This is a genomic window from Micromonospora sp. CA-248089 (genome assembly GCF_050948515.1).
Classification (GTDB): Bacteria; Actinomycetota; Actinomycetes; order Mycobacteriales; family Micromonosporaceae; genus Micromonospora.
Window position 1 is genome coordinate 894982 of the sequence record NZ_CP192016.1, and the last position, 25297, is coordinate 920278.

Below are 25297 nucleotides of genomic sequence, written 5' to 3' on the forward strand. Positions count from 1 at the left end.
AAGTGACGGTGAGCCATGCGCGAGGTCGATGTCGCCGTGATCGGGGCCGGTCCCGCCGGGCTCTTCGCCGCCTACTACGCCGGTTTCCGTGGACTCTCCGTGGCTGTGATCGACGCGCTGCCCGAGCCGGGCGGCCAGGTCACCGCGATGTACCCGGAGAAGCTGATCCTCGACGTCGCCGGCTTCCCCGCGATCAAGGGCCGCGAGCTGGTCGCGAACCTGGTCGCCCAGGCGGCGCCGTTCCACCCCGACTACGTGCTCGGCGTACGCGCGGAGAAGCTGTCCTACCTCGACGGCCGGCCGGTGCTGGGCCTTGCGGGCGGCGAGCAGTTCAGCTGCGGCGCGGTGGTGGTCACCGGCGGGCTCGGCAGCTTCACGCCCCGGCCGCTGCCGGTCGCGGAGAGCTTCACCGGCGGCGGCATCGTCTACTTCGTGCCGCAGCCGGCGGAGCTGACCGACCGGCACGTGCTCATCGTCGGCGGCGGCGACTCGGCGTTCGACTGGGCCGCCACGCTCGCCCCGCTGGCCCGGTCGGTGACGCTCGTGCACCGACGCGACCGCTTCCGGGCACACGCCGCCACCATCGAGCGCGTCCGCGCGCTGCCGGTGCGGATCGTCGTCAACGCCGAGGTGAGCCGACTGTACGGCGAGGAGACCGTCACCGGCGCCGAGCTGACCGTACGCGGCGGCGAGGTGGAGACGCTGCCGGTGGACACGGTGGTGGCCGCGCTCGGCTTCACCGCCGACCTCGGCCCGCTCGCCGAGTGGGGGCTGAACATCGACCGGCGGCACATCGTGGTGGACAGCGCGATGGCCACCAACCTGCCCCGTGTGTTCGCCGCCGGCGACATCACCGAATATCCGGGCAAGGTCCGCCTGATCGCCACCGGCTTCGGCGAGGCCGCCACGGCTGTGAACAACGCGGCTGTCGTCATCGACCCGACCGCGCACCTGTTCCCCGGTCACTCCTCCGACGGCACCTGACGCCGACGGCGTCAGGGCAGGCCGATGAGGTCCGCCATCAGGCCGATCTGGTGGTCGAAGTACTCGTCGCGGTGCGGCAGCGCCCGGTTGATCCGGCCGAACAGCTCGAAGCTGATCAGCCCGAACAGCTGGGTCCAGCCGGCCATGCCGCGGGCCAGCAGCGCGGGTGGCACGTCCATGCCGATCTGCTCGACCAGTTCGGTCACGTCGCCGCGTAGCGGCTCGGGCAGTTCCTCGCCGGGCGGGGCGAGCCGGCCGGCGGCCAGTCCGTCGCGCAGGATGCCGATCAGGGTCACCGGTGGGCGCTGGGCCGGCGCGACCGTCTCGTCGGGGGCGGCGTACCCGGGCACCGGGCTGCCGTAGAGCAGCGCGTACTCGGCGGGGTGGGCCAGCGCCCAGGCGCGGGCGGCCCGGCAGACGGCGAGCCAGCGTCCGCGCAGGTCGGCCGGGTCGGCGCCGGCGTCGGCCGCCTCCACCGCGTCGCCGAGCGCGTCGTACGCCTCGAGGATCAGCGCGGTGAGCAGGTCGTCGCGGCTGGGGAAGTAGCGGTAGATCGCCGAGGAGACCATGCCGAGGTCGCGGGCCACCGCGCGCAGGGAGAGGTTCGCGCCGTCGGTGTCCAGGTGTCGGCGGGCCACCGTCTTGATCTCTTCGATCATCCCGGCGCGGACCCGGGCGCGGAGCGAGGGAGCGACCATGCCCTCACTCTGCCACGGATGAGAGCAGCAATCAAAAGAGAGAGCACTGCTCTTGACGGTACCGCCCGCATGAGTCATGCTCTGTTTCGAGAGCGGTGCTCTCGCTTCGGACAACTGCTTCAGCAAAGGTGGAACCTGTCATGGCACTGCACGTGATCGTCGGCGCCGGTCCCGTCGGCACCGCCACCGCCCGCCTCCTCGCCGAGCGCGGCGAGCGCGTGCGCATGATGACCCGGCGCGGCACCGGCCCCGAGCACCCGGCGATCGAGCGGGTGGCCGCCGACGCCGCCGACGCGGACCGGCTCGCCGCGCTCACCGAGGGCGCAGACGCGCTCTACAACTGCGCCAACCCGGAGTACCACACGTGGCAGACGGACTGGCCGCCGCTCGCCGCCGCCCTGCTCACCGCCGCCGAGCGCAGCGGCGCCGTGCTCGCCACAGTCGGCAACCTCTACGGGTACGGCCCGGTCGACGCACCGATGACCGAGGCCACCGCGCTCGCCGCCACCGGCGTCAAGGGCCGGGTCCGCAACCGGATGTGGGCCGACGCCCTGGACGCCCACCGCGCCGGCCGGGCCCGGATCACCGAGGTACGCGGCTCCGACTACATCGGCCTCGGCGGCAAGTCGCTGCCCATGATGGTGCTGCCCAAGGTGGTCGCCGGGCAGCGGGTGTTCCTGCCGGTCGCCTGGGACGCGCCGCACACCTGGACGTACGTGGGAGACGTCGCCCGTACCCTCGTGGCCGCCGCCACCGACCCGAGGGCCTGGGGACGGGCCTGGCACGTGCCGAGCGCGCCCCCGATGTCCATGCGGGCGCTCGCCGACCGGGCGGCGGAGCGGGCCGGGGCGCCGGCACCCCGGCTGACCCGGATGCCCTACCCGGTGCTCTGGCTCGGTGGCCTGGCCGACCCGTTCGCCCGGGAGATGCGGGAGACCGCGCACCAGTTCGCCGGGCCGTTCGTGATGGACTCCACCGCCGCCAGCGAGACGTTCGGGATCGAGGGGACGCCGCTGGACCGGGTCGTCGACGAGATGGTCACCGGCCTGCGCGCCGCCGCGCCCGCCGCCGCCCGTTAGGGGCGGCGGGCCGGGCCGAAGGCGGCGACGAGCACGGCGACCATGGTCAGCGCCGCGCCGAGCAGCGTGTCCAGCCCGGGGTGCGAGGCGGCGGTCGGCAGCACCAGGTCCAGCAGCACGGCGCCGACGATCTGCCCGGCGATCGTGGCCAGGCCGAGCAGCAGCACCCCGGTGAACCGGACGAGGGCGGCGGCCAGCGCGATGAACACGATGCCGAGCGGGCCGCCGAGGTAGAGCCACGGCTCGTCCGGGAACGCGCCGGCCGGTCGGCCGCGTACCGCCAGGTCCACCGCGAAGGTCACGAGCAGTGCCGCCGTGCCGACGCTGAAGTTCACGAGCGTGGCGGTCATGGCGCTGCCCGCGGCCGCCCGGACCCGCCCGTTCACCGCCTGCTGCCAGGCGATGCCCACCCCGGCCGCCAGCGGCAGCAGGGCCAGCGCCAGCGCCTGCGGGTCACCGAGGCGGTCGCCCACCGCCAGCAGGACGGCGAGCACGGTGAGCACCGCACCGATCAGCCGGTTCGGGGTGACCGGCTGACGGCCGGCCGGGCCGATGCCGGCCCGGTCGACGAGCAGGCTGCTGCCGGACTGCCCGGCCACCACCGCGACGGTGAAGACCGCCACGCCGAGCGCGCCGATGGTCAGCCCCTGCGTCGCCACCAGGAAAGCGCCGCACACGCCGCCCAGGCACTGCCACGGGCGCAGCGAGCCGGCGCGCAACGCACCCCGCAGGGCGGCCAGTCCCCGCCGTCCACCGGGGGTGGCGGGGACCAGCACCAGCAGGATCAGCAGACCCACACCGAACGAGACCACCGCGGCGGCGATCCCGTCGGCCAGGCGTACGCCCAGCTCGCCGTTGATCCGGGACTGGACGGCGACCATCACGCCCGAGGCGGTGGCCAACCCGACACCGGCGACACGTCGCCCGGTCGACAGCGTCGGCGGTGCCGGTGGTGCCGCCGTCCCGGCTCGGCTCACTCCTGCTCGGCCAGCGGGCGGCCGTCGAAGTCGACGGCCGAGTAGAGGGCGAGCTTCTCCAGGCGGTGGTACGAGTCGATCACCCGGATCGTGCCGCTCTTGGAACGCATCACGATCGACTGCGTGTACGCCCCGCCGGAGCGGTAGCGCACGCCGCGCAGCAGGTCGCCGGAGGTGACGCCGGTGGCCACGAAGAAGCAGTTGTCGCCGGTGACCAGGTCGTCGGTGAACAGCACCCGGTCCAGGTCGTGCCCGGCGTCCAGCGCCTTGCGGCGCTCGTCGTCATCCTTCGGCCAGAGCTTGGCCTGCATCATGCCGCCCATGCACTTGAGCGCGCACGCGGCGGTGATGCCCTCCGGGGTGCCGCCGATGCCCATCAGCACGTCCACGTCCGACTCGCCGCGGGCCGCCGCGATGGCGCCGGCGATGTCGCCGTCGGAGATGAACCGGATCCCCGCGCCGGTACGCCGGATCTGCTTGACCAGGTCGTCGTGGCGCGACCGGTCCAGCACGCACACGGTCACCTCGGCGGCGTCGGTGCCCTTGACCTTGGCGATCCGGTTGATGTTCTCGGCCACGCCGGCGTTGATGTCCACCACGTCGGCGTACATCGGGCCGACCGCCAGCTTCTCCATGTAGAAGACCGCGCTCGGGTCGAACATCGCGCCGCGCTCGGCCACCGCGAGCACCGCCAGCGCGTTCGGCATGCCCTTGCTCATCAGCGTGGTGCCGTCGATCGGGTCGACCGCCACGTCCACCTCGGGGCCGGTCCCGTCGCCGACCTCCTCGCCGTTGAACAGCATCGGGGCGTTGTCCTTCTCGCCCTCGCCGATCACCACGACGCCGCGCATCGGAATCGAGTTGATCAGCTTGCGCATGGCGTCGACCGCTGCGCCGTCGCCGCCCTCCTTGTCGCCCCGGCCGACCCAGCGGCCGGCGGCCATCGCCGCGGCCTCGGTCACCCGGACCAGATCGAGGGCGAGGTTGCGGTCGAGATCCTGGGGCGTCCGCGTACTGGTGGTTGTCATGGCGGCCTCCTCGCGACGTTGCGGGGTGGGACCGGCGGCCACCGCCGCCGGTTTTGTCGCTGATCCTCACACGATCTCAGGTTCGCCGTCCCGGCGGGGCGGAGGAGGCCAGGATCACGTCCCCCGGTGGGCTGCGACAATGGCCGGGTGGAAGCCGCGCAGCCTGCCGACCGCACACCGACCGACGCCACCCCGCCGGAGGGACAGCCGCCGGTCCGACCGGACGGCGGCCCGACCCCGCCCGAGGGGCAGCCCGCGCTCGTCGCGGACCGGGGCGAGCCGGCCGCCGTGGCGGACACCCCCGCGCCGCCCGCCGGCAAGGAGAAGGCCCGGTCCGAGCGGTCGCCGAAGGACATGGCGCTGTCCCTGCTGATCCTGCTGGTCCCGATCGCGCTGCTGCTCGCCTTCTATCGGGGCTTCCTCGGCGGTGACTCGCCGGTGACCGTCGACCCGGCGCCCGCGCTGGAGCAGGCCCGCTCCGCGAACGTGTTCCCGGTCAGCGAACCGACCGGGCTGGGTGACGACTGGCGTACGGTGAATGCCCGCTTCCGCACCGAGGCGGACGGTTCGACGCTGCGGATCGGGTACGTGACCCCGGAGGGCCGGGGCGCGCAGCTCGTGGAGAGCAACGTCCCGGCGGAGAAGCTGCTGCCCGCGGAGCTGACCGAGGGGCAGCCGCAGGGCGCGGCCGACCTGCCCGACGGGCTGAGCTGGCAGCGCTACACGGCGCGCGGCAACGAGCAGGCACTCGTCCTGCTGGAGCCGGACCGCACCGTGATCGTGGTCGGTGACGCGGGCGAGACGGAGCTGCGCAAGCTCGCCACGTCGCTGCGCTGACGTCCTCCCTCCGGGTGAGGCGGGATTGCGGAACCCCGCTTCCGGGAACAGAAGGGACATCGAGCCCGGACGACCCACCTGGAGAGGTTGACGTGAAGATACGACGCTTCAGCGCCACCGCGTTCGCCGCGGCGCTGCTCATTCCCGGCCTGGCGGCCTGCAACGGCGACGCGACGACCTCCGGCGCCTCCGCGACCCCGAGTGCCTCCGGCAGCGTCGCACCGAGCGCCACGGCGTCCAGCAGCGCGGCCAAGCAGGCTCTGCTCGACTCCACGAACGCGATCCGCGAGGGCAACTTCAAGTTCACCATGACCGGCGCGGGCTCCACCGCCGAAGGGCAGGTGCACGAGCCGAGCCAGAGCGCCGACATGCGGATGACCATCGGCGACCCGGCGTCGGACCTGATGATGAAGCTGGACCTCATCCACGCCAAGCCGGACAGCTGGGTCAAGCTGGAACTCGGCGGCTCGGCGGCCGCGCAGATCCCCGGCGTGAAGAACCTGAACACCGGCAAGTACCACCACCTCGACCAGAACCGGATCAAGGGCAACCGGTCGCTGGGCTTCGACTTCGAGAAGCTCGACCCGGCCGGCAGCGCCGTCCTCACCCAGGGCATCACCGAGGTACGGCAGACCGGCGAGGGCGCGTACGAGGGCACCGTCGACGTGTCGAAGGCCGCCGAGGCGGGTTCGCTCGACCCGGCCGTGATCACCGCGCTCGGGGCGCAGGCCCAGTCGGTGCCGTTCACCGCCAAGGTCGACACGCAGGGCCGGCTCAGCGAGATGGTGCTCAAGATCCCGGCCGCCGGCCAGAACGCCGCGCAGGATCTGAAGATCACCTACACCGACTACGGCAACGCGGCCCCGGCCCAGAAGCCCTCGGCGGACCAGGTCGTGGAGGCCCCCGCCGAGCTGTACAACCTGTTCAACTGACCTCTGCGGTGGGGTTCGGCGCGATCGCCGAACCCCACCGTCAGTCCTCGGTACGCTGCCGCGCGGCGTCGATGCGGGCGCGGGCGCCGTCCAGCCAGCGCTGGCACACCCCGGCGAGCTGCTCGCCGCGCTCCCAGAGGGCCAGCGACTCCTCCAGCGAGGTGCCGCCCGCCTCCAGCTTCTCCACCACCGAGGCCAGCTCGGCGCGGGCCTGCTCGTAGCTGAGCTGTTCGTCCTGCTTCGTCCCGGTCATGTCCCTCATCCCTCAGCCGTCGACGGTGGCGGTCAGCTCGCCCTCGGCGAGGCGTACCCGCAGTGGATCGCCCTTGGCGACCTCGGACGCCGCGCGCACGACGTGGCCGTCGGCGCGCTGCACGATCGCGTAGCCGCGCTCCAGCGTCGCGGCCGGGGACAGTGCGCGCAGCCGGGCCAGCGTGTGCCGCAGGTCGTCGGTGGCGCCCCGCAGCCGGTGCTCCAGCGACCGGCCGGCGCGGTCGCGCAGCGCGGACACCTCCACCGCGCGCTGCTCGACCATGACCTGCGGCCGGGCCAGCACCGGGCGGGAGCGCAGCAGGTCGATCCGGTGCTGCTCCCGGTCGACCAGGTGACGAACGGCCCGTTCCAGCCGGGACCGGGCCTGGCCGATCAGGCGGACCTCCTCGGTCAGGTCCGGCACGATGCGCTTCGCCGCGTCGGTAGGGGTGGAGGCGCGCACGTCGGCCACGTAGTCGAGCAGCGGCGCGTCCGTCTCGTGGCCGATCGCGCTGACCACCGGGGTGCGGCAGGCGAAGACCGCCCGGCACAGCGCCTCGTCGGAGAAGGGCAGCAGATCCTCGATGCCGCCGCCGCCCCGGGCGATGACGATCACGTCGACCGCCGGGTCGGCGTCGAGCACCTTCAGCGCGCCCACGATGTCGGGCACCGCGCTCGCCCCCTGAACCGCCACGTTGATCGTGCGGAAGTCGACGGCGGGCCAGCGGCGGCGGGCATTCGTCAGCACGTCCCGCTCGGCCGCCGAGGCGCGGCCGGTGATCAGGCCGACCCGGCCCGGCAGGAACGGCAGCCGCCGCTTGCGGGCCCGGTCGAACAGGCCCTCGGCGGCGAGCAGCTTCTTGAGCTTCTCCAGCCGGGCCAGCAGCTCACCGAGACCGACCTGGCGGATCTCGTCGGCGCGCAGGCTGAGCGTGCCCCGCGCGGCGTAGAACTCCGGCTTGGCGTGCAGCACCACCCGGGCGCCCTCGCGCAGCTCCGGAGCGCCCGCGTCGAGCACGTCCCGGTTGGTGGTGACGGTCAGGCTGAGATCGGCCGACGGGTCACGCAGCGTGAGGAAGACGGTGCTCGCGCCGGGCCGCCGGCTGATCTGCGCGACCTGGCCGTCGACCCACACCCAGCCGAGGCGGGCGATCCAGGCGCCGACCTTCTGGCTGACCACCCGGACCGGCCACGGCTCCTCGGCCGTGCTCCGTCCGTCCGGATTGCTCCGCCCGTCCGGGCTGCTCCGCCCGTCCGGTGCCCCCCGGCCGTCCTCTCCCGCGCTCACCCGCCCACCCTACGGCCCGGGACCGACAGCGCCCGCGTGCGCCTCGCGGCCGCTGCCGCGCGGGAGAGCGGCACGTACGATGGGCGGGTGACTGACGCTGAGACGACTCCCCGGACCGGCAAGCGCGTGCTCCTGGCCAACCCCCGCGGCTACTGCGCGGGCGTGGACCGGGCGGTGCAGACCGTCGAGGAGGCGCTGAAGCTCTACGGCGCGCCGATCTACGTGCGCAAGCAGATCGTGCACAACAAGCACGTGGTGCGCACGCTGGAGGCCCAGGGCGCGATCTTCGTGGAGGAGAACGAGGAGGTGCCCGAGGGCGCCACCGTCATCTTCTCCGCCCACGGCGTCGCCCCCGAGGTCTACGAGCAGGCCAAGCAGCGCTCGCTGCGGGCGATCGACGCCACCTGCCCGCTCGTCACGAAGGTGCACCACGAGGCCCGCCGGTTCGCCGCGCAGGACTACGACATTCTTCTCATCGGCCACGAGGGGCACGAGGAGGTCATCGGCACCGCCGGTGAGGCGCCCGCCCACATCCAGCTCGTGGACGGCCCGGACGGGGTCGACAAGGTCACCGTGCGCGACCCGGAGAAGGTGGTCTGGCTCTCCCAGACCACGCTGTCGGTGGACGAGACGCTGGAGACGGTGGCCCGGCTCAAGAAGCGGCTGCCGCTGCTCCAGTCGCCGCCCAGCGACGACATCTGCTACGCGACCTCCAACCGCCAGCACGTGGTCAAGGAGATCGCCCCCGAGTGCGACGTGGTGATCGTGGTCGGCTCGCGCAACTCCTCGAACTCGGTCCGCCTGGTCGAGGTGGCGCTGGACGCCGGGGCCCGTGCCGGGCACCTGGTCGACTTCGCGCACGAGATCGAGGACGCCTGGCTCACCGGCGCCCGGACCGTGGGTGTGACCTCCGGCGCGAGCGTGCCCGACGAGCTGGTCCAGCAGGTGCTCGCGCACCTGGCCGAGCGCGGCTTCGGCGACGTCGAGGAGATCACCACCGCCGACGAGCGGCTGACGTTCTCGCTGCCGCAGGAACTCAAGCGCGACATGAAGGCCGCCGCCGCGGCCCGCGGCTGACCGGGAACGGATCGGCCGGCCGCCGCGTCCAACCGACCATGAAGACTCCTCGTACGGTGCTCGTCGCACTGCTCGCCGGCCTCGCGCTGACCGCCTGCGCCGCACCCGGCGACGGGTCCGCCGATCCCAGCCCGAGCCCGAGTACGACGGGAGCCGCCCCCGTGACCAGCCAGCCCGACCCCGGCACGAGCCCGAAGCGTCCCGGCCCCTCCTGGAAGGGCGGCCCGTCTACCCCGCCGGGTGTCGGCGGCACCGTCATCAGCGGCACCGTGCAGGCCGGCGTCGAGCCGAACTGCCTGCTGCTCGACGGCCACCTGCTCGTCGGCGGGCCGCGTGACGTGCTCAAGGCCGGCGCCAAGGTCGAGGTCACCGGCCGTCCCGAACCGGGCATGATGACCACCTGCCAGCAGGGCACCCCGTTCGTGGTCGAGTCCGCCCGCCCCGCCTGACGACGACGCGAAGGAGCCCCGCCCCCTGCGAGAGGGGACGGGGCTCCGTCGTGTCAGCGGCTCAGTTGACCGCGAGGATCTCCACCGAACCGCGGCCGACGACAGCGCCCTCGGTGGTGGTTACGGCCATGTCGCCGTACAGCTCCCGGCCCTCGGCCGGGGTGGACAGGGCGGTCACCGCGCCGGTGAGGGTGGCGGTGGCGCCGTTGGCCAGGGACAGCGGCGTGGACGGCGCGGAGAGCGTGCCCAGCGCCGGGGACGCGAACGAGTCCCGGTAGTCGTACGCGGTGCTCGGGTCGCTCATCGAGTAACCGTCCACCACGACCCGGTAGGTGCCGGGAGTCGGGTTGGTCAGCGTGACCGCCTCCTCCGAGTCACCGTCGGCCGACTGCCCCACCTGGGTGGTGCCGCGGAAGACCGTCAGGTCCAGGTCGGCACTCAGGTCGGACGGGTTGCCGATCCGGGCGGTGAACGAGGTGGCGCCCGCGGGCACCTCCACCACGTACTCCTGGGTCGCGCCCTCGGTGATGCTGGGCCGCTCGGCCCGGACGCTCGCCAGCGGGCCGCCGACGCCGGTCACCTGGACCGGGCCGAAGGTGTTGGTCAGCTTCCAGCTCACCGGCGCCGGGGTGCCGGCGGTGACCGACGGGAGCTGGACCACGGCCGGCTCCACCGTGACGCCCTGAACGCGGGCCTGGAGCCGGAACGGGTTGTCCAGCGCCGGCGAGGTGCGACGCGCCTCCACCTCGATCTCCCACACGCCCGGCAGCGGGTTCTGGTAGTCCCGCTCCTGCGGCTTGCAGACCGCCGCGTCGGAGAAGTTGGTGTAGCAGGCGGTGCTGGCGGTGCTCTCGACCGGCACGCCGTACGGGTTGATGGCGATGAACCGGGTCTGCGAGCCGGTCGCGATGCCGGACAGGTTGACCTGGAGCGCGCCCGCACCCGGCGGGACGGTCACGAAGTACGACCGGAAGTTGTTCCGCTCGACCGAGCCCTCGGCCGAGAAGGAGTACGCCGGAGCGGACACCGGGTTCGAGGCGATCACGACGGTGGCGACCTCGAAGTCGACCACGTTGGTGGCCGGGTCGTCGACGGTCATGATGGCGCCGTGCGCGCCGGCGGTCATCGGCTTGGCCTTCACCTTGACCGTGACGGTCTTGTTCAGCGGCAGCCAGACCACCTTGGGGGCGCTGTAGGTGCCGTCGTTGCCCCGGAAGGCGACTTCGTGCTTGATGCCCTTGTTCGGGCCGCTGGTGCGGGTCAGCTTCACCTCGTAGTGGCGGCTCTCCTTGACCTTCTGGCCACCACGGTCGGCGGCGCAGCGGTTGTAGAGGCCGGTGCCGACGTTCGGGTTCGGCACGAACGTGCCGGAGGCCCGGTCGTAGCGGGTCAGGTTCGGCGACAGCTCGGTGCAGACCGGCGCCTCGGAGGTGTAGGTGCGGGTCTGCACGCCCTTGGCGAGCAGGCTCCACGCGCCCGGCACGTTGAACATGCCGTAGCCCTGCGCGTACGTCGGGACGCCGGTGATCGGCTGGGCCGACGTGTAGACGGCCCGGCGCAGCGCGGCCGGGGTGACGCCCTTGCCGGTCGCCTTGGCGGCCGACAGCAGCAGCGCGGCGGCGCCGGTGGCCTGCGGTGCGGCCATCGAGGTGCCGTTGAGCATCTGGTAGCCCGGGGGCAGCGGGTAGCCCGCCTCCGGCACCGGGTTGCCCGGCTGCCAGGTCGGCGCGGTGGAGATGGCCGAGCCGGGGGCGGCGATGTTCGGCTTGAAGCCGCCGTCCTCACGCGGGCCGCGCGACGAGAAGTTGAACAGGGCGTTGTCCTTGCGGACCACCGAGCCGTAGTTGGCCAGCCAGGTGTCCTTGCTGACGCTCGCCGCCACGCTGACCACGTCGGTGGCGACCGACGGGTCACCGACGGTGTTCACGCCCGGACCGGAGTTGCCGGCCGAGATGAACAGCTGCACGCCGTAGGTGTTGATGAGGTCGTTGTAGAGGACCGCGCGGGCGTTCGAACCGTCGTTGAGCGCCGGCAGACCGCCGATCGACATGTTCACCACGTCGACCTTGCGGTTGATCACCAGGTCGGCCATGCCGGTGGTGAGCGCCGCGGCGGTGCAGCCGCCACCCCAGGAGCAGGCGCGGGCGGAGACCAGCTTGGCACCCGGCGCGGCGCCGTCGAAGGCGCTGTTGCCAAGCATGTCGTTGGCGGCGGTGATGCCGGCGACGTGGGTGCCGTGGGTGCTCTCGATGATGCCGATGTTGACGTAGTCGACCAGGCCGGGGCCGCCGACCGGGGCGGTGTTCACGTTGCGCCGGTACTCGACCACGAACGGGATCTGCTCGCGGACCGCGGTGGCCGGGTTGTCCGTGCCGAAGTGGCCGACCTGGAACTTCTCCTTGTACGGCCGCATCACCTCGTCGTCGGTGAAGTCGTTGTTCTGGTTCGCGTCGACGCGGACGTCACCGGTGGTGGGGTTGTAGAGCACGCCCCAGAAGTCGGTGGTGTCGCCGTCGCGGTTGAGGTCACCCCGCGCGTCGCTGTTCGCGGTGATGTTCTCGCGGAAGACGTTGAACCGGTAGTTGCCGGCCGGCGCGGTCCAGGTGCCCAGCGAGGTGGTGAACGACGGGCCGCTGACCTCGGTCAGCATGGGGCGCCAGGAGGCGTCCTCCAGCGGGTCGGTGGCGGTGACCCAGTCGACGATCTTGCGTTCGCCGGTGGTGGTCGTCTGGAGCGCCGGCTGGTCGAGGTCCACACCGGAGTCCATGATGCCGATGGTGACGCCGCGGCCGTCCCACTGCGGGTTCGCGGCCTTGAAGGCCTCCGCGCCGGTCTCGTTCGTCGGCATGTACGGGTTCACCGCGCCGGTGTCACCGCCGGGCCCGGCGAGCGTCTGGGCGCCGGTGGCGGTCTTCGCGCCCTTCGGAGCAGCCTCGGGCGCCGGGTCGGGGAGCTTGATGGTCTCGTCCAGGTCGACGGCGGCGACACCGGGCAGCGTGGCGGCCTTGAGCGCCTTCGCGGTCGGGACCTTCGCCAGCACGTAGCCGATCTGGTCGTACCGCTGGCTGACGGTGGCACCGAGGCCGGTCAGGCCGTCGACGACCTTCTTGGCCGAGCCCTTCTTCGCCGCGATGATCATCGTGACGGTCGGCGCGTTCTTCGCCTCGGCCTCGTCGAGCAACTTGGCGTCGTGTGCGCCCAGTGCCTTCGCGGCGGTCGGCTGCGAGGGTTGCGGGGCGGCGGGGGCGGCGCTCGCGGTGCCGGCGCCACCTCCGACGGTCAGGGCACCGGCCGCGAGGACCGAGGCCAGGAGCGCGGCGGACGGACGCCGGCTGCGCGTGCGGGGTTTACTCAACGTTCTCTTCCTCCAGAGAACAGGGCCCTCGAGGGGCAGGGCACGTGTGACGGTGATCCTGCGTGTCAGGACGACACGTGTCACTACCCGGCCTGGGTTTGTGATCAGTCCGTGACACGAATCGGTCTACGTCATCACGTGCGACGTGTTAGGCGTCGACGTCTGTCGACCTCTCGGCCGATGTGGACGGCGCGCCCAACAGCTCCGGCGCCTGCGGCTGTCTCGGCGCCAGCTCCACCTGCGCCGGCGCGGCCAGCTCGTCGTCGGAGACGCCCAGCTCGGCCAGCTTGCGGGCGCTGACCAGCACCCGCGCCTCCAGCGACCCCACCGCGCGGTTGTACGCCGTCACCGCCCCGCTCAACGAACTGCCGAGCTTGCCCACGTGGTCACCCAGAGTGGACAGCCGCCCGTACAGCTCGCGAGCCAGCGAGTGGACCGTCGCGGCGTTGCGGGCCAGCGCCTCCTGCCGCCACGAGTAGGCCACCGTGCGCAGCAGCGCCACCAGCGTGGCCGGTGTGGCGAGCACCACGTTGCGGGCGAACGCGTGCTCCAACAGGGACGGGTCGCGTTGCAGCGCCACGTCGAGGAACGGATCCGCCGGCACGAACAGCACCACGAACTCGGGCGTCTGGTCGAACGCCGACCAGTAGGACTTGGCGGCGAGGCCGTCCACGTGCGCACGCAGGTGCCGGGCGTGGGCGTCCAGGTGGGTGTCGCGCCCGCGCTCGTCGCGCGCCTCCATCGCGGTCAGGTACGCGTCGAACGGCGCCTTCGCGTCCACCACCACCGTCCGGCCGCCGTGCAGCCGCACCACGAGGTCGGGGCGTACCCCCTGGTGGTCGGTCGCGGCGGTGACCTGCTCGCTGAAGTCGCAGTGCTCCAGCATGCCGGCGGCCTCGACGATCCGGCGGAGCTGGTGCTCACCCCAGCGGCCGCGCACCTGCGGCGCGCGCAGCGCAGCGACCAGCTGTTTGGTCTCGGTGCGCAGCTCGCCCGAGACGGCGCTCATGGACCGCACCTGCTCTCGCAGCTCGGCGTACGCGTCCACCCGGTCCCGCTCCAGCTCCGCCACCCGCTGCTCGTAGCGGCGCAGCGTGTCGTGCAGTGGCGCCACCGCGCGGGCGACCGCCTCCTGGGACTGCGCTGTCGCCTCGTAGCTCAGCGCCCGCATGGACTGCTCCAGCCGCCCCTCACCGGCCCGGGTGGCGGCGAGCGTCGCCTCCAGGCGGGCGATGTCGGCCGCCGCGCGCGCCCGCGCGGCCAGCCAGCCCACCGCGCCGCCCGCGGCGAGGCAGAGCACCACCACGGCCAGCGTCGCAAAGCTCATGGCCAAGAGCTTGCCAAACGGGTACGACGAGCGCCCGGTGGGTACGTTCGAGTCATGGAGTTCGCGTTGTGGCTGGTCCTGATCCTGCTGCTCGGAGGTGCGTTCGTGTTCTGGCGGAGGGGGAGCAGATCGCGCCGGTCGAACGAACTGGCCGACGCCCGCGCCGAGGCGCAGCGGTGGTACGAGCGGCTCGGCGGCCAGCTGATGAACCTGCACGGCGATGCCCCGGCGGTCCGGCAGGCGCTCGCCGACGCCGGTGAGCGCTACAACGCCGCCGGTTCGCAGCTGGAGCAGGCGACCACGCCGCGTCAGTTCGGGCTGGCCCGGGAGACCGCGCTGGAAGGGCTGGCGTACATCCGGGCGGCGCGGACCGCGATGGGCATCGACCCGGGCCCGGAGCTGCCACCGCTCGCCGCCGCCCAGGGTGCCGGCGCGCTCACCAAGGAGCGCCAGGTCGACGTACAGGGTCAGACGTTCCGCGCCGGCCCGCAGCCGGGGAACGCGACGCCCTACTACTACCCGGGCGGCCGGTTCCAGGGGCGGCCGGTGCCGGCCGGCTGGTACTCCACGCCCTGGTGGAAGACCGCGCTCGGCGCGGGCGTCGGTGTGGTCGGCGGTCTCCTGATCGCGGACGCGCTGTTCTCACCCGCGTTCGCCGACCCGGGGTACGACGCCGGTTACCAGGAGGGCTTCGGCGACGGCCAGGACTTCGGCGACCAGGGCGGCGACATGGGCGGCGACGCGGGCGGCGGTGACTACGCCGGTGGCGACTTCGGCGGCGGGGACTACGGCGGCGGCGACTTCGGTGGCTTCGGCGGCGGGGACTTCGGTGGTGACTTCGGCGGCGGCGACTTCTAGCCGACCTCGCGGCGCACGCGGCCGTTAAAAAGGGCCCCCTCTTATGCACGAGGCGTTAAGAGGGGGCCCTTCCTTACACCTCAGCCGGTGTTGCGCATGCCGGCGGCGATGCCGTTGACGGTGGTCAGCAGCGCCCGCTCCAGCGCCGTACCGTCGTTCGGGGCACGCCGTCCGCCCGGCGCGGTCACCACCGCCCGCCCGGCGGCGCCCGATTCGCGGTACTGCCGCAGCAGCGCCACCTGCAGGTGGTGCAGCGGCTCCAGGTAGGTGTCCCGCACGGCGAGCGTGCGCTGGAGCACCGGCGAGTTCTCCAGCAGCGCCGGTGACGCGGTGACCGCCAGCACCTCCTGCTTGGTCAGCTCGTACTCCTGCTGGATCTTGTCGAAGATCGGGTGCAGCTTCTTCGGCACCAGCGTCTCGACGTAGCGCCGGGCGATGTCCAGGTCGGTCTTGGTCAGCATCATCTCGACGTTCGACAGGAACGTGCGGAAGAAGTGCCAGTTCCGGTTCATCTCGGCGAGCACGTCGGCCAGCCCGGCGGCGCGCGCGGCGGCCAGCCCGGAGCCCACGCCGAACCAGCCCGGCACGATCTGCCGGGTCTGCGTCCAGCCGAACACCCACGGAATGGCCCGCAGGCCGGACAGGCCGGCACCGGTGTTCGGGCGCTTCGCCGGCCGGGAGCCGATGTTCAGCGCGCCGAGCAGTTCGGTCGGGGTGGAGGCCCAGAAGTACGCGGGCAGGTCCGGGTCCTCGACCAGCGACCGGTACGACCGGAACGCCGACTCCGACACCACGTCCATCGCCGCGTCCCAGCGCTCCAGCATCTCGGCCGGCTGCCGGGGCGCGGTGTGCAGCAGCGTGGCCTGGAGCACCGCCGCCACTGTCAGTTCCAGGTTCTCCCGGGCGAGCGCCGGCAGCGTGTACTTGTCGGAGATGACCTCGCCCTGCTCGGTCACCTTGATCGCGCCGTCCAGCGTGCCGTACGGCTGGGCCAGGATCGCGTCGTGCGTGGGGCCACCACCGCGGCCGACGGTGCCGCCCCGGCCGTGGAACAACCGCAGGTGTACGCCGTGCCGCGCGGCCACGTCCCGCAGCGCGCGCTGCGCCCGGTGGATGGACCACTGGCTGGTGGTGATGCCCGCCTCCTTGTTGGAGTCGGAGTAGCCGAGCATCACCTCCTGCACGTCGCCCCGGGCCGCCACGAGCGCCCGGTACGCGGGCAGCGACAGCAGCTCGTCCAGCAGCTCACCACCGGCGTTCAGCTCGGCCGGGGTCTCCAGCAGCGGCACGATGCCGATGCGGGCCCGCCCGGAGTGCACGTCCACCAGGCCGGCCTCGCGGGCCAGCACCACGGCGGCGAGCACGTCGTCCACGCCGAGCGTCATCGAGATGATGTACGACTCGATGACCTCCGGGCCGAACCGGTCCTGCGCCTCACGGATGGCCGCGAACACGTCGAACGTCTTGCGGGCCGACTCGGTGAGCGGGCTGTCCTGGGTGGAGAGCGGCCGGCGGCCGGTCAGCTCGTCGGCGAGCAGCTTGGTGCGCTCCAGCCGGGACAGCGCCGGGTAGTCGGACACCTCGCCGACCGCCTCGTAGAGCTGGGCCAGCACCTCGTGGTGCTTCTCCGCGTGCTCCCGGATGTCCATGGTGGCCAGGTGCAGGCCGAACGCGGACACCGTACGGATGGCCGAGGCGAGCCGCCCGACGGCGGTGAGCTGGCCGGAGTTGCGGGCCAGCGACGCGCGCAGCAGTTCCAGGTCGGCGATCAGCTCGGCTGAGCCCCGGTAGTCGCGCCCCGGCACGTGCGGGGTGTCGGCGCGCAGCCGCTCCCGGGTGTTGGCGAGCTTCGCCTTCACGCACCGCGCCTTGAGCCGGTACGGCTCCTCCGCGTTGACCCGGCGGAACCGGGGCGCCACCTCGGGCAGCGCGTCCAGGTCCTTGGCCAGGCTGGCGGACAGGTCGAGCGACACCGCGCGCAGGCGCCGCGAGACGCTGACCTCGGTGATCAGGTCGTCCATCGCCTTCTCGGTGGCGGCGATGCCGTGTTCGTGCTGGATGCGCAGCACCTCGCGGGTGACCACGGGCGTGACGAACGGGTTGCCGTCGCGGTCGCCGCCGATCCAGGTGCCGAAGCTCAGCGGGCGGGACGTCGGCGACGTCTCCACGCCGAGCGTGCGCAGCGTGTCGGCGAGGTCGTCGAGGACCTGCGGCGCGGCCTCGGCGTACAGGTCGCGCAGGTAGTAGATCGCGTTGCGCGCCTCGTCGGTCGGGTCCGGCCGGTCCAGCCGCAGCTCGTCGGTCTGCCACATCAGGTCGAGCAGTTCGGCGAGGCGGCGGTTGGCCGGGCCCTCGTCGCTGGCGCCGTAGAGGATCGCGTTCGCGGTCTCGGTGTCCAGCTCGTCGGCGACCGCGCGCAGCTTGGACAGGATGGACCGGCGGGCCGCCTCGGTCGGGTGCGCGGTGAAGACCGGGCGTACGGCCAGCCGGCGGGCCGCCGCGGCGATCTCCTCGGCCGGTACGCCCCGCTCGGCGATCATCTTGGCCGCCTGGTCCAGCCAGCCGCCGTGGGTCGCGCGGCGACGGCGCAGGTCCCGGGCGCGGTGCACCTGTTCGGTGATGTTCGCCAGGTGGAAGTAGGTGGAGAAGGCGCGGGCCAGCTTCGTGCCGGTGGTGACGTCGAGCCCGGCGAGGCGCTGGGCGGCGGCCGGCGCGTCGGAGCGGACCTGGGCGCGGATCTCCTCGACCAGGTCGAGCAGCGGCCGGCCCTCCTGACGGGCGAGCGTCTGCCCGAGCAGCGTGCCGAGGCGGCGGATGTCGGCCCGGAGAGCGGCGTCGGGGCCGTCGTGGTCATGCTGGTCGGTCACGGTTGCGCTCCTTACGCGAGGACGAAGGACAGCGCTGTCCGACTCCTCTGGATGGTATCCGCGTGGGCCCGGGGGACAGGAGGGGGACACCGTGATGATCTGCACTCTGGGACGGTTCGCCGGTCAGCCCTGATCGGCGGCGTGCCGCCCCGGCGCGGGTCGCCGGCGGGCGCGGAACATGGTCGCGGTGAGCAGACCGACCAGGCCGACGACCACCCAGACCAGCAGCCCGGTCAGCGCCCAGCCGCCGCCGCGCCAGTCGAAGTAGATCGCCGACTTGAACAGGTCGGTGGCCAGGCCGGGCACGTTCCAGCGGTGCATCCCGCGTAGGAACGGCGGCAGGAACTCCGGCGCGTAGATGCCGCCGGAGCCGGGGTTGCCGAGCACCACGAGCAGCAGGATCACGATGCCGGTGCCGAGCAGCCCGAGCCAGCCCTGCACGGCGGCGGCGACCGTCCCGGCCGCGAACGCGGCGAGCGCGCCGACCACCGCCACCGTCGCCACGTGACCGGCGAACACGCCGAGCACCGGCCCGACGAGGATCGCGCCGATGACGCCGAGCAGGACCGCGTGCACCGCGAGCGTGGCGATCCGCAGCCCGGCGCGGCGCAGGTCGCGCGGGCTGGTGCCGAGCGAGATGCCGAGCGCCGTGGACGCCAGGTAGCCGCCGAGCACCACGCCGACGGCCAGGTAGAACGGGACCAGGCCGCGCGGGTCGTCGGCGGAGACCGGCACGTCGTCGGTGACCTCGAGCGGCACCCCGGCCTGCCGGGCCGCCTCGGTGAACACGTCGGTGACGAGTTCGGTGGCGGCGGGCGCGCCGGCGCTGGCGGTGGCGAGCGTCAGGCCGCCGTCCGGGGCGGAGCTGAGGACCGCGTACACCGACCGGTCGGTGAGGCCGTCGGAGGCGGCGCCGCGGCTGTCGTACCCGATCGGTTTGATCGTGTCGGTGCGGGCGCGGACGGCGGACATCACGGCCTGGGCCTGCTGGTCGCTCGTGACGACGGCGACCGGCACGTCGCGCGGGTCCGGCTTGTGCAGCGCGCCGACGTAGGCGGCGATGAACGCGCTCGCCAGCGCCAGGGTGCCGAGGATCAGCGCCGCCGTGCGGGGCAGCCAGTCCCGGGTACGCAGCTCCGGCTCGTCGTTCACGGCCTCAGCCTATTGCGGGCATATGCCCGGCTCATGGGGTTTCGTCAGCCGAAAACCGCTGGTCCGCGCCGTTAACGTCGGATCATGCAGGTGCCCGCCTACCCCGCCAAACCGCAGCCGGGCGACCGCGTCGCGGTCGTCTCACCCTCCGCCGGCCTGCCGGGTCTCTTCCCCCACGTGTACGAGCTGGGGCTGCGCCGGCTCCGCGACGAACTGGGGCTGGAACCGGTGGAGTATCCGACCACCCGGGTCATGGGCGCCGACCCGCGCGACCGGGCGCGGGACCTGACCGCCGCGTTCGCCGACCCGACGATCACCGCCGTGCTGGCGACGGTCGGCGGGGACGACCTGATCACCGTCACCCCGTACCTGGACGACGACGTGCTGCGGGCCAACCCGAAGCCGTACTTCGGCTACTCGGACAACACCAACGTGCTCAACCACCTGTACCGGCTGGGCGTCGTCGGCTATCACGGCGGCTCGGTGCTGGTGCACCTCGGTCGCTCCGGCAAGCCGCACCCGCTCACGCTCGACTCGCTGCGCGCCGCGCTGTTCACCACCGGCTGGTACGAGCTGACCGCCGCGCCCGAGTGGGGTGACGAGCCGTGCGACTGGCGTGATCCGGCCGCGCTGGCCGAGGAGCCGCCGATGTACCCGTCCGACGGTTGGCGCTGGCACGGCCCGGCCCGGGTGGTGCGGGGCCGGACGTGGGGCGGCTGCCTGGAGATCGTGCACTGGCTGATGGCGACCGACCGCGTTCCCTCGGCCGCCGAACTGGCCGGGTCGGTGCTGGTGCTGGAGACGTCGAACGAGCTGCCGCCCGCGCAGGAGGTCTTCCGGATCGTGCGGAACATGGGCGAGCGAGGGCTGCTCGCCGGCTTCCCGGCGATCGTGGTGGGCCGCCCCAAGGCGTGGGACTTCGACCGGCCGCACTCGGTCGCGGAGCGGCTGGCCTGGGCCGCCGACCAGCGGGAGGCGATCCTGTCGGCGCTCGCTCCCTACGCCGACGACCCGGTGGTGGTCTTCGACGTCGACCTGGGCCACACCGACCCGCAGGTGATCATCCCGTACGGCGGCGAGATCCGGGTGGACGCGGTCGAGCGCCGGATCGCCGTCCGCTACTGACCCGCCCCCCACCCCCCGCCCCCACCCCTCACCCCGCCGCCCGCCGCCCGTTCGGTGGAACGCCATGGGTGTCTACGTCCCCGTTTGACACCCATGCCGTTCCACTCACGCGTCGAAGTGCCGGTCAGTGGAACGCTATGGGTGTCTCAGCGCCCTTTTGACACCCATGGCGTTCCAGCCGGCGCTTGGCGGGCGGCGGGCGGCGGCGCGGGTCAGGCGTCGACGACGGCGAAGGCGCGGACCGGGAAGGTGCCCATCCCGGCCACCCGTGGCGGGGCGGCGGTGAACCGGAAACCCGTCGGCGGCAACTCGGAAAGGCCGGTCAGGTGCTCCACGATCGGGATGCCGGCGGCCAGCAGACCGGTGTGCGCCGGGCGCTGACCCGCTGCCGCCGCCGTCATGTCGTCGATGTTGATCGAGTCGATGCCGACCAGCGCCGCGCCCGCCTCGGCCAGCCACTGCGCGCCGTCACCGGTCAGGTAGGGCGCCTCCGGAGCGGCGTACGCGTCGGTGCCGAAGTGCGCGTCCCAGCCGGTGTGCAGCAGCACCGCGCACCCGGCCACGTCGTACGGGGCGAGCAGCAGCCGGTCCACCGCGCGCGTACCGGCCGGCACGCGTACCACCAGGCCGGGCAGGTCGGCGAGGCGGTCCAGCGGCATCCCGGTCAGGTCCGGGCCGTCGGCGAAGCGGTGCGACGGCGTGTCCACGTACGTGCCGGTGTTGGCGATCATGTTGATCCGCGCGACGTGGAACTCGACACCCGGCGCGTACCGCTTCCGGGACTCCTCCCGGGTCAGCCAGTCGGTGATCGACGGTCCGGGCCAGCCGGGCAGGGTGACCAGGCCCTCGGTGATCACGTGACTCAGCTCGACGAGCTTCCGCCCGCCGGAGGCGGCCGGGGCGGCCACCCCCCGCCCGCCCTTGTGCGGCTCCTCGACGACGGTCCGGTTGGTGATCCGTACCTCGCCGACCATGAGCAGCCCGAGGTGCCGGACCAGCAGCGCGGCCACCTCGTCGTCGGTGACGTCCGGGTGCGGCACGTCCAGCCGGAACCCGTCGGTGCGCAGACCACCGCCGTTGGAGAAATCCACCTCGGCGTCGAAGACCGTCCGATACTCGACCATCCACCCACCGCACCACGCCCGGTCGCGGCTGGTCAAGATCCAACATCGGGCGGCCCCGGATAGTCGGTGGAGGGGGATAGGCTCGAACGGTGCACCCCCCGTCCGGCTGGACGCGGGGTCGTCGTCGTGTGTCGATCCGCTGGAAGTGATCACTGATGCTCACCGGACTCTTCTCCGCCGCCCTGGCCGACCCGGGGCTGGCCCGGGCGCGTGACCTGGCGCGCTCCGGTGCCGCGCAGGTCGACGGGCTCGACCTCACCGCCCCGGCCGCGCTGCGCCCGTTCGCTGTCGCCGCGGTCGCCGCCGACGAGCCGGCCGGTGGCGCGGGGCGCCCCGTGCTCGCGGTCACCGCCACCACCCGCGAGGCCGACGACCTGGCCTCCGCACTGGGCAGTCTGCTGCCGCCGGAGCAGGTGGCGGTCTTCCCGTCCTGGGAGACGCTGCCGCACGAGCGCCTGTCGCCCCGTTCCGACACGGTCGGGCGGCGCCTCGCCGTGCTGCGCCGCCTGGCCCACCCGGACGCCGCCGACGCGCACGGCCGCACCGGCCCGCTGCGTGTCGTCGTGGCGCCGGTCCGGTCGCTGCTCCAGCCGCAGCTCAAGGGCCTCGGCGACCTGGAGCCGGTGCAGCTCGCCGCCGGGGACGAGGCCGATCTGGAGGAGGTCGCCCGCCGGCTCACCGACATGGCGTACGCCCGGGTCGACCTGGTCACCAAGCGCGGTGAGTTCGCGGTCCGCGGCGGCATCCTGGACGTCTTCCCGCCCACCGACGAGCACCCGTCCCGGGTCGAGTTCTGGGGCGACGAGGTGGAGGAGATCCGCACCTTCGCGGTCGCCGACCAGCGCACCATCGAGGGCGTCGCGCAGCTCTGGGCGCCGCCCTGCCGGGAGCTGCTGCTGGCCCCGGCGGTGCGGGAGCGGGCCGCCGCGCTGGCCGCCGAGCACCCGGAGCTGGCCGAGATCCTGGACAAGCTGGCCGAGGGCATCCCGGTCGAGGGCATGGAGTCCCTCGCCCCCGCGCTGATCGGCGCCGACGCGCTGGAACTGCTCGTCGACTGCATGCCGGCCGGTACCCACGTACTCCTCTGCGACCCCGAGCGCATCCGCACCCGCGCGCACGACCTGGTCCGTACCTCGGAGGAGTTCCTCCAGGCCAGCTGGGCCGCGGCCGCCGTCGGCGGCCAGGCCCCGGTCGACCTCGGCGCCGCCGCCTTCAAGACCCTGGCCGAGGTACGCACGGCAGCCCGCGCCCTGCGCCAGCCCTGGTGGACGCTCGCGCCGTTCGGCCTGGTCGAGGCGGACGCGGCACCGGTCCGGCAGCCCTGGGAGGACGAGCCCGCCGAGGTCGACGTCACCCCCGACGACGCCATCGCGGTGAGCCTGGCCGCCCAGCCGGCGCCGCTGTACCACGGCGAGACCGCCCGGGTGGTCGACGACCTCAAGCGCTGGGCCGGCGAGGGCTGGTCGATCGCGCTCGTCTTCGAGGGGCACGGCCCCGCCCAGCGGGCCGTCGAGGTGCTGCGCGACGCCGGTCTCGGCGCCCGGCTCACCGAGGAGGTGCCCGCCGCGCCCGCACCGGGCGAGCTGCTCGTGTCCTGCGGCTGCCTGACCGCCGGGTTCGTCGACGAGGCGTCGAAGTTCGTGCTGCTCACCGGCAACGACGTCACCGGCGGCCGGGGCACCTCCACCCGCGACATGCGCAAGATGCCCAGCCGGCGGCGCAACACCATCGACCCGCTGGAGCTGAAGGCCGGCGACTTCGTCGTGCACGAGCAGCACGGCATCGGCCGGTACGTCGAGCTGGTGCAGCGCACTGTCAACGGCGCCAGCCGCGAATACCTGGTCATCGAGTACGCGCCGAGCAAGCGCGGCCAGCCCGGCGACCGCCTGTTCGTCCCCACCGACCAGCTCGACCAGCTGTCCCGCTACGTCGGTGGCGAGCAGCCCACGCTGCACAAGATGGGCGGCTCGGACTGGCAGAAGTCCAAGGCGCGGGCGCGTAAGGCGGTCCGGGAGATCGCCGCGCAGCTCATCCAGCTGTACGCCGCGCGCAAGGCGTCCAAGGGGCACAACTTCGGCCCCGACACCCCGTGGCAGCGGGAACTGGAGGACGCGTTCCCCTGGCAGGAGACGCCCGACCAGCTGGCCGCCATCGAGGAGGTCAAGCGGGACATGGAACAGACCGTCCCGATGGACCGGCTGATCTGCGGCGACGTCGGCTACGGCAAGACCGAGATCGCGGTACGGGCGGCGTTCAAGGCGGTGCAGGACGGCAAGCAGGTGGCGGTGCTGGTGCCGACCACGCTGCTGGTGCAGCAGCACTACAACACGTTCGCCGAGCGGATGAGCCAGTTCCCGGTGTCGATCCGGCAGCTGTCCCGGTTCCAGACGCCGAAGGAGACCGAGCAGACGCTGGAGATGGTCGCCGCCGGCACCGTCGACATCGTCATCGGCACCCACCGGCTGCTCCAGGCGTCCACCCGGTTCAAGCAGCTGGGCCTCGTGATCATCGACGAGGAGCAGCGGTTCGGCGTCGAGCACAAGGAGCACCTGAAGACGCTGCGCGCCTCGGTCGACGTGCTCGCCATGTCGGCCACCCCGATCCCGCGGACGCTGGAGATGGCGATCACCGGCATCCGGGAGATGTCCACCATCGCCACCCCGCCGGAGGAGCGGCACCCGGTCCTCACGTTCGTCGGGGCGTACGACGACCGGCAGGTGGCCGCGTCCATCCACCGTGAGCTGCTGCGCGACGGTCAGGTCTTCTACCTGCACAACCGGGTCGAGTCGATCGAGAAGACCGCCCGCAAGCTGCGGGAGCTGGTGCCGGAGGCCCGGGTCGCGGTGGCGCACGGCCAGATGGGCGAGGAGGCGCTGGAGAAGGTGATGGTCGGCTTCTGGGAGAAGGAGTTCGACGTCCTGGTCTGCACCACCATCGTCGAGTCCGGCATCGACATCCCGAACGCCAACACCCTCATCGTGGAGCGGGCCGACCTGCTCGGCCTGGCCCAGCTGCACCAGATCCGCGGCCGGGTCGGCCGGGGCCGGGAGCGGGCGTACGCGTACTTCCTCTACCCGCCGGAGAAGCCGCTCACCGAGAACGCGCACGAGCGGCTGGCCACCATCGCCCAGCACACCGAACTCGGCGCGGGCATGTACGTGGCGATGAAGGACCTGGAGATCCGCGGCGCCGGAAACCTGCTCGGCGGCGAGCAGTCCGGCCACATCGAGGGCGTCGGCTTCGACCTGTACGTCCGGATGGTCGGCGAGGCGGTCTCCGCCTTCAAGGGCGAGAGCACGGAGGAGGAGGCCGAGGTCAAGGTCGACCTGCCGATCGACGCGCACCTGCCGCACGACTACGTCGCGGTGGAGCGGCTGCGCCTGGAGATGTACCGCAAGCTCGCCGAGGCCCGCGACGAGGAACGCCTGCGCGAGGTGGTCGCCGAGATGACCGACCGGTACGGCGAGCCGCCCGCGCCGGTGCAGAACCTGGTCGCGGTGGCGCGGTTCCGGCTGCTGGCCCGCCGCTACGGGCTGACCGACGTGTCGATGCAGGGCAAGCACATCCGGTTCGGCCCGCTGCCGCTGCCCGACTCGAAGCAGATGCGACTCAAGCGGTACCACCCGGACTCGGTCTACAAGCAGGCGCTCGACCAGGTGAGCGTGCCCCGGCCGAGCACCCGGCGGATCGGCGGCGAGCCGTTGCGCGACCAGGCGTTGCTGGAGTGGTGCGGGCAGCTCCTGGCCGACGTCCTGGGCAAGCCCGAGGAGCTGGCCGGTGTTGCCAGCCCCGCAGTGGCGAGCGGACGATGACACGGCAAGCCCGAGGAGCTGGCCGGTGTTGCCAGCCCCGCAGTGGCGAGCGGACGATGACACAGCAAGCCCGAGG

General features: G+C 72.9%; 19 protein-coding genes. 9 read left to right on the forward strand and 10 right to left on the reverse strand.

The window, feature by feature from the left end; all coding sequences use genetic code 11:
• The first annotated feature begins 15 nt into the window (after positions 1 to 15).
• Entirely contained in the window at positions 16 to 984 is a 969-nt protein-coding gene (locus ACQP26_RS04495; RefSeq protein WP_269702176.1) for an NAD(P)/FAD-dependent oxidoreductase, read from the forward strand.
• A gap of 11 nt (positions 985 to 995) precedes the next feature.
• Here ACQP26_RS04495 and ACQP26_RS04500 read toward each other — a convergent pair whose 3' ends face one another.
• Positions 996 to 1682, reverse strand: a complete 687-nt coding sequence (locus tag ACQP26_RS04500; protein ID WP_269702175.1) for a TetR/AcrR family transcriptional regulator — start codon at positions 1680 to 1682, stop codon at positions 996 to 998.
• Positions 1683 to 1822: 140 nt separating this feature from the next.
• On the opposite strand from ACQP26_RS04500, the gene ACQP26_RS04505 reads away from it, so the two are divergent.
• On the forward strand, positions 1823 to 2761 hold the full coding sequence (locus ACQP26_RS04505; protein ID WP_433495016.1) for an NAD-dependent epimerase/dehydratase family protein: 939 nt from the start codon (positions 1823 to 1825) through the stop codon (positions 2759 to 2761).
• Here ACQP26_RS04505 and ACQP26_RS04510 read toward each other — a convergent pair.
• On the reverse strand, positions 2758 to 3642 hold the full coding sequence (locus ACQP26_RS04510; protein WP_433496085.1) for a DMT family transporter: 885 nt from the start codon (positions 3640 to 3642) through the stop codon (positions 2758 to 2760). The genes ACQP26_RS04505 and ACQP26_RS04510 overlap by 4 nt on opposite strands.
• A 92-nt stretch (positions 3643 to 3734) precedes the next feature.
• On the reverse strand, positions 3735 to 4766 hold the full coding sequence (glpX, locus tag ACQP26_RS04515; protein WP_120573972.1) for a class II fructose-bisphosphatase: 1032 nt from the start codon (positions 4764 to 4766) through the stop codon (positions 3735 to 3737).
• A gap of 147 nt (positions 4767 to 4913) precedes the next feature.
• Here glpX and ACQP26_RS04520 point away from each other — a divergent pair, with 147 nt between their 5' ends.
• Together ACQP26_RS04520 and ACQP26_RS04525 are read left to right on the forward strand one after the other, a co-directional pair.
• The gene (locus tag ACQP26_RS04520; protein WP_433495017.1) at positions 4914 to 5603 is read left to right on the forward strand and encodes a DUF4245 family protein; all 690 of its coding nucleotides are present in this window, start codon (positions 4914 to 4916) and stop codon (positions 5601 to 5603) included.
• Between the two features lie 92 nt (positions 5604 to 5695).
• Entirely contained in the window at positions 5696 to 6535 is an 840-nt protein-coding gene (locus ACQP26_RS04525; RefSeq protein ID WP_269702172.1) for a hypothetical protein, read from the forward strand.
• Positions 6536 to 6575: 40 nt separating this feature from the next.
• On the opposite strand, the gene ACQP26_RS04530 is transcribed toward ACQP26_RS04525, so the two are convergent.
• Both ACQP26_RS04530 and xseA read right to left on the reverse strand, forming a co-directional pair.
• Positions 6576 to 6788 (reverse strand): exodeoxyribonuclease VII small subunit, encoded by a 213-nt coding sequence (locus ACQP26_RS04530; RefSeq protein ID WP_135243344.1) that lies wholly within the window; start codon positions 6786 to 6788, stop codon positions 6576 to 6578.
• A gap of 12 nt (positions 6789 to 6800) precedes the next feature.
• Positions 6801 to 7967, reverse strand: coding sequence for an exodeoxyribonuclease VII large subunit (gene xseA, locus ACQP26_RS04535; RefSeq protein WP_433496086.1), 1167 nt, complete (start codon positions 7965 to 7967; stop codon positions 6801 to 6803).
• A 195-nt stretch (positions 7968 to 8162) separates the two neighbouring features.
• Here xseA and ACQP26_RS04540 point away from each other — a divergent pair, with 195 nt between their 5' ends.
• Positions 8163 to 9152, forward strand: a complete 990-nt coding sequence (locus ACQP26_RS04540; protein ID WP_433495018.1) for a 4-hydroxy-3-methylbut-2-enyl diphosphate reductase — start codon at positions 8163 to 8165, stop codon at positions 9150 to 9152.
• Positions 9153 to 9190: 38 nt separating this feature from the next.
• Positions 9191 to 9601, forward strand: coding sequence for a hypothetical protein (locus tag ACQP26_RS04545; protein WP_269702169.1), 411 nt, complete (start codon positions 9191 to 9193; stop codon positions 9599 to 9601).
• A 61-nt stretch (positions 9602 to 9662) separates the two neighbouring features.
• On the opposite strand, the gene ACQP26_RS04550 is transcribed toward ACQP26_RS04545, so the two are convergent.
• Together ACQP26_RS04550 and ACQP26_RS04555 are read right to left on the reverse strand one after the other, a co-directional pair.
• Positions 9663 to 12956, reverse strand: a complete 3294-nt coding sequence (locus ACQP26_RS04550) for a S8 family serine peptidase (RefSeq protein ID WP_433495019.1) — start codon at positions 12954 to 12956, stop codon at positions 9663 to 9665.
• Positions 12957 to 13104: 148 nt separating this feature from the next.
• Entirely contained in the window at positions 13105 to 14283 is a 1179-nt protein-coding gene (locus ACQP26_RS04555) for a DNA recombination protein RmuC (protein WP_269702167.1), read from the reverse strand.
• A gap of 54 nt (positions 14284 to 14337) precedes the next feature.
• On the opposite strand from ACQP26_RS04555, the gene ACQP26_RS04560 reads away from it, so the two are divergent.
• Complete coding sequence (locus ACQP26_RS04560) at positions 14338 to 15141, forward strand: hypothetical protein (protein WP_433495020.1); 804 nt, start codon at positions 14338 to 14340, stop codon at positions 15139 to 15141.
• Between the two features lie 80 nt (positions 15142 to 15221).
• Here the strand turns inward: ACQP26_RS04560 and ppc are convergent, their stop codons facing one another.
• The gene (ppc, locus tag ACQP26_RS04565; RefSeq protein WP_269702165.1) at positions 15222 to 18008 is read right to left on the reverse strand and encodes a phosphoenolpyruvate carboxylase; all 2787 of its coding nucleotides are present in this window, start codon (positions 18006 to 18008) and stop codon (positions 15222 to 15224) included.
• 123 nt (positions 18009 to 18131) lie between these two features.
• Entirely contained in the window at positions 18132 to 19160 is a 1029-nt protein-coding gene (locus ACQP26_RS04570; protein WP_433495021.1) for a hypothetical protein, read from the reverse strand.
• Positions 19161 to 19244: 84 nt separating this feature from the next.
• Between ACQP26_RS04570 and ACQP26_RS04575 the strand changes: the two genes are divergently transcribed.
• Positions 19245 to 20285, forward strand: coding sequence for a S66 family peptidase (locus tag ACQP26_RS04575; protein WP_433495022.1), 1041 nt, complete (start codon positions 19245 to 19247; stop codon positions 20283 to 20285).
• A 212-nt stretch (positions 20286 to 20497) separates the two neighbouring features.
• On the opposite strand, the gene ACQP26_RS04580 is transcribed toward ACQP26_RS04575, so the two are convergent.
• Positions 20498 to 21409, reverse strand: coding sequence for a cyclase family protein (locus tag ACQP26_RS04580; RefSeq protein WP_433495023.1), 912 nt, complete (start codon positions 21407 to 21409; stop codon positions 20498 to 20500).
• 155 nt (positions 21410 to 21564) lie between these two features.
• Between ACQP26_RS04580 and mfd the strand changes: the two genes are divergently transcribed.
• A complete protein-coding gene (gene mfd, locus ACQP26_RS04585; protein ID WP_433495024.1) occupies positions 21565 to 25221 on the forward strand; it encodes a transcription-repair coupling factor in 3657 nt (1218 codons plus the stop codon).
• Positions 25222 to 25297 lie beyond the last annotated feature (76 nt).

Bases quoted from the DNA above. Each gene is read 5' to 3' on its own strand.
- ACQP26_RS04575 (WP_433495022.1), top strand. From the start codon at position 19,245: ATGCAGGTGCCCGCCTACCCCGCCAAACCGCAGCCGGGCGACCGCGTC.
- ACQP26_RS04495 (WP_269702176.1), top strand. From the start codon at position 16: ATGCGCGAGGTCGATGTCGCCGTGATCGGGGCCGGTCCCGCCGGGCTC.
- ACQP26_RS04500 (WP_269702175.1), bottom strand. From the start codon at position 1,682: ATGGTCGCTCCCTCGCTCCGCGCCCGGGTCCGCGCCGGGATGATCGAA.
- ACQP26_RS04560 (WP_433495020.1), top strand. From the start codon at position 14,338: ATGGAGTTCGCGTTGTGGCTGGTCCTGATCCTGCTGCTCGGAGGTGCG.
- mfd (WP_433495024.1), top strand. From the start codon at position 21,565: ATGCTCACCGGACTCTTCTCCGCCGCCCTGGCCGACCCGGGGCTGGCC.
- ACQP26_RS04530 (WP_135243344.1), bottom strand. From the start codon at position 6,788: ATGACCGGGACGAAGCAGGACGAACAGCTCAGCTACGAGCAGGCCCGC.
- ACQP26_RS04555 (WP_269702167.1), bottom strand. From the start codon at position 14,283: ATGAGCTTTGCGACGCTGGCCGTGGTGGTGCTCTGCCTCGCCGCGGGC.
- ACQP26_RS04510 (WP_433496085.1), bottom strand. From the start codon at position 3,642: ATGGTCGCCGTCCAGTCCCGGATCAACGGCGAGCTGGGCGTACGCCTG.
- ACQP26_RS04545 (WP_269702169.1), top strand. From the start codon at position 9,191: ATGAAGACTCCTCGTACGGTGCTCGTCGCACTGCTCGCCGGCCTCGCG.
- ACQP26_RS04580 (WP_433495023.1), bottom strand. From the start codon at position 21,409: ATGGTCGAGTATCGGACGGTCTTCGACGCCGAGGTGGATTTCTCCAAC.
- glpX (WP_120573972.1), bottom strand. From the start codon at position 4,766: ATGACAACCACCAGTACGCGGACGCCCCAGGATCTCGACCGCAACCTC.
- ACQP26_RS04505 (WP_433495016.1), top strand. From the start codon at position 1,823: ATGGCACTGCACGTGATCGTCGGCGCCGGTCCCGTCGGCACCGCCACC.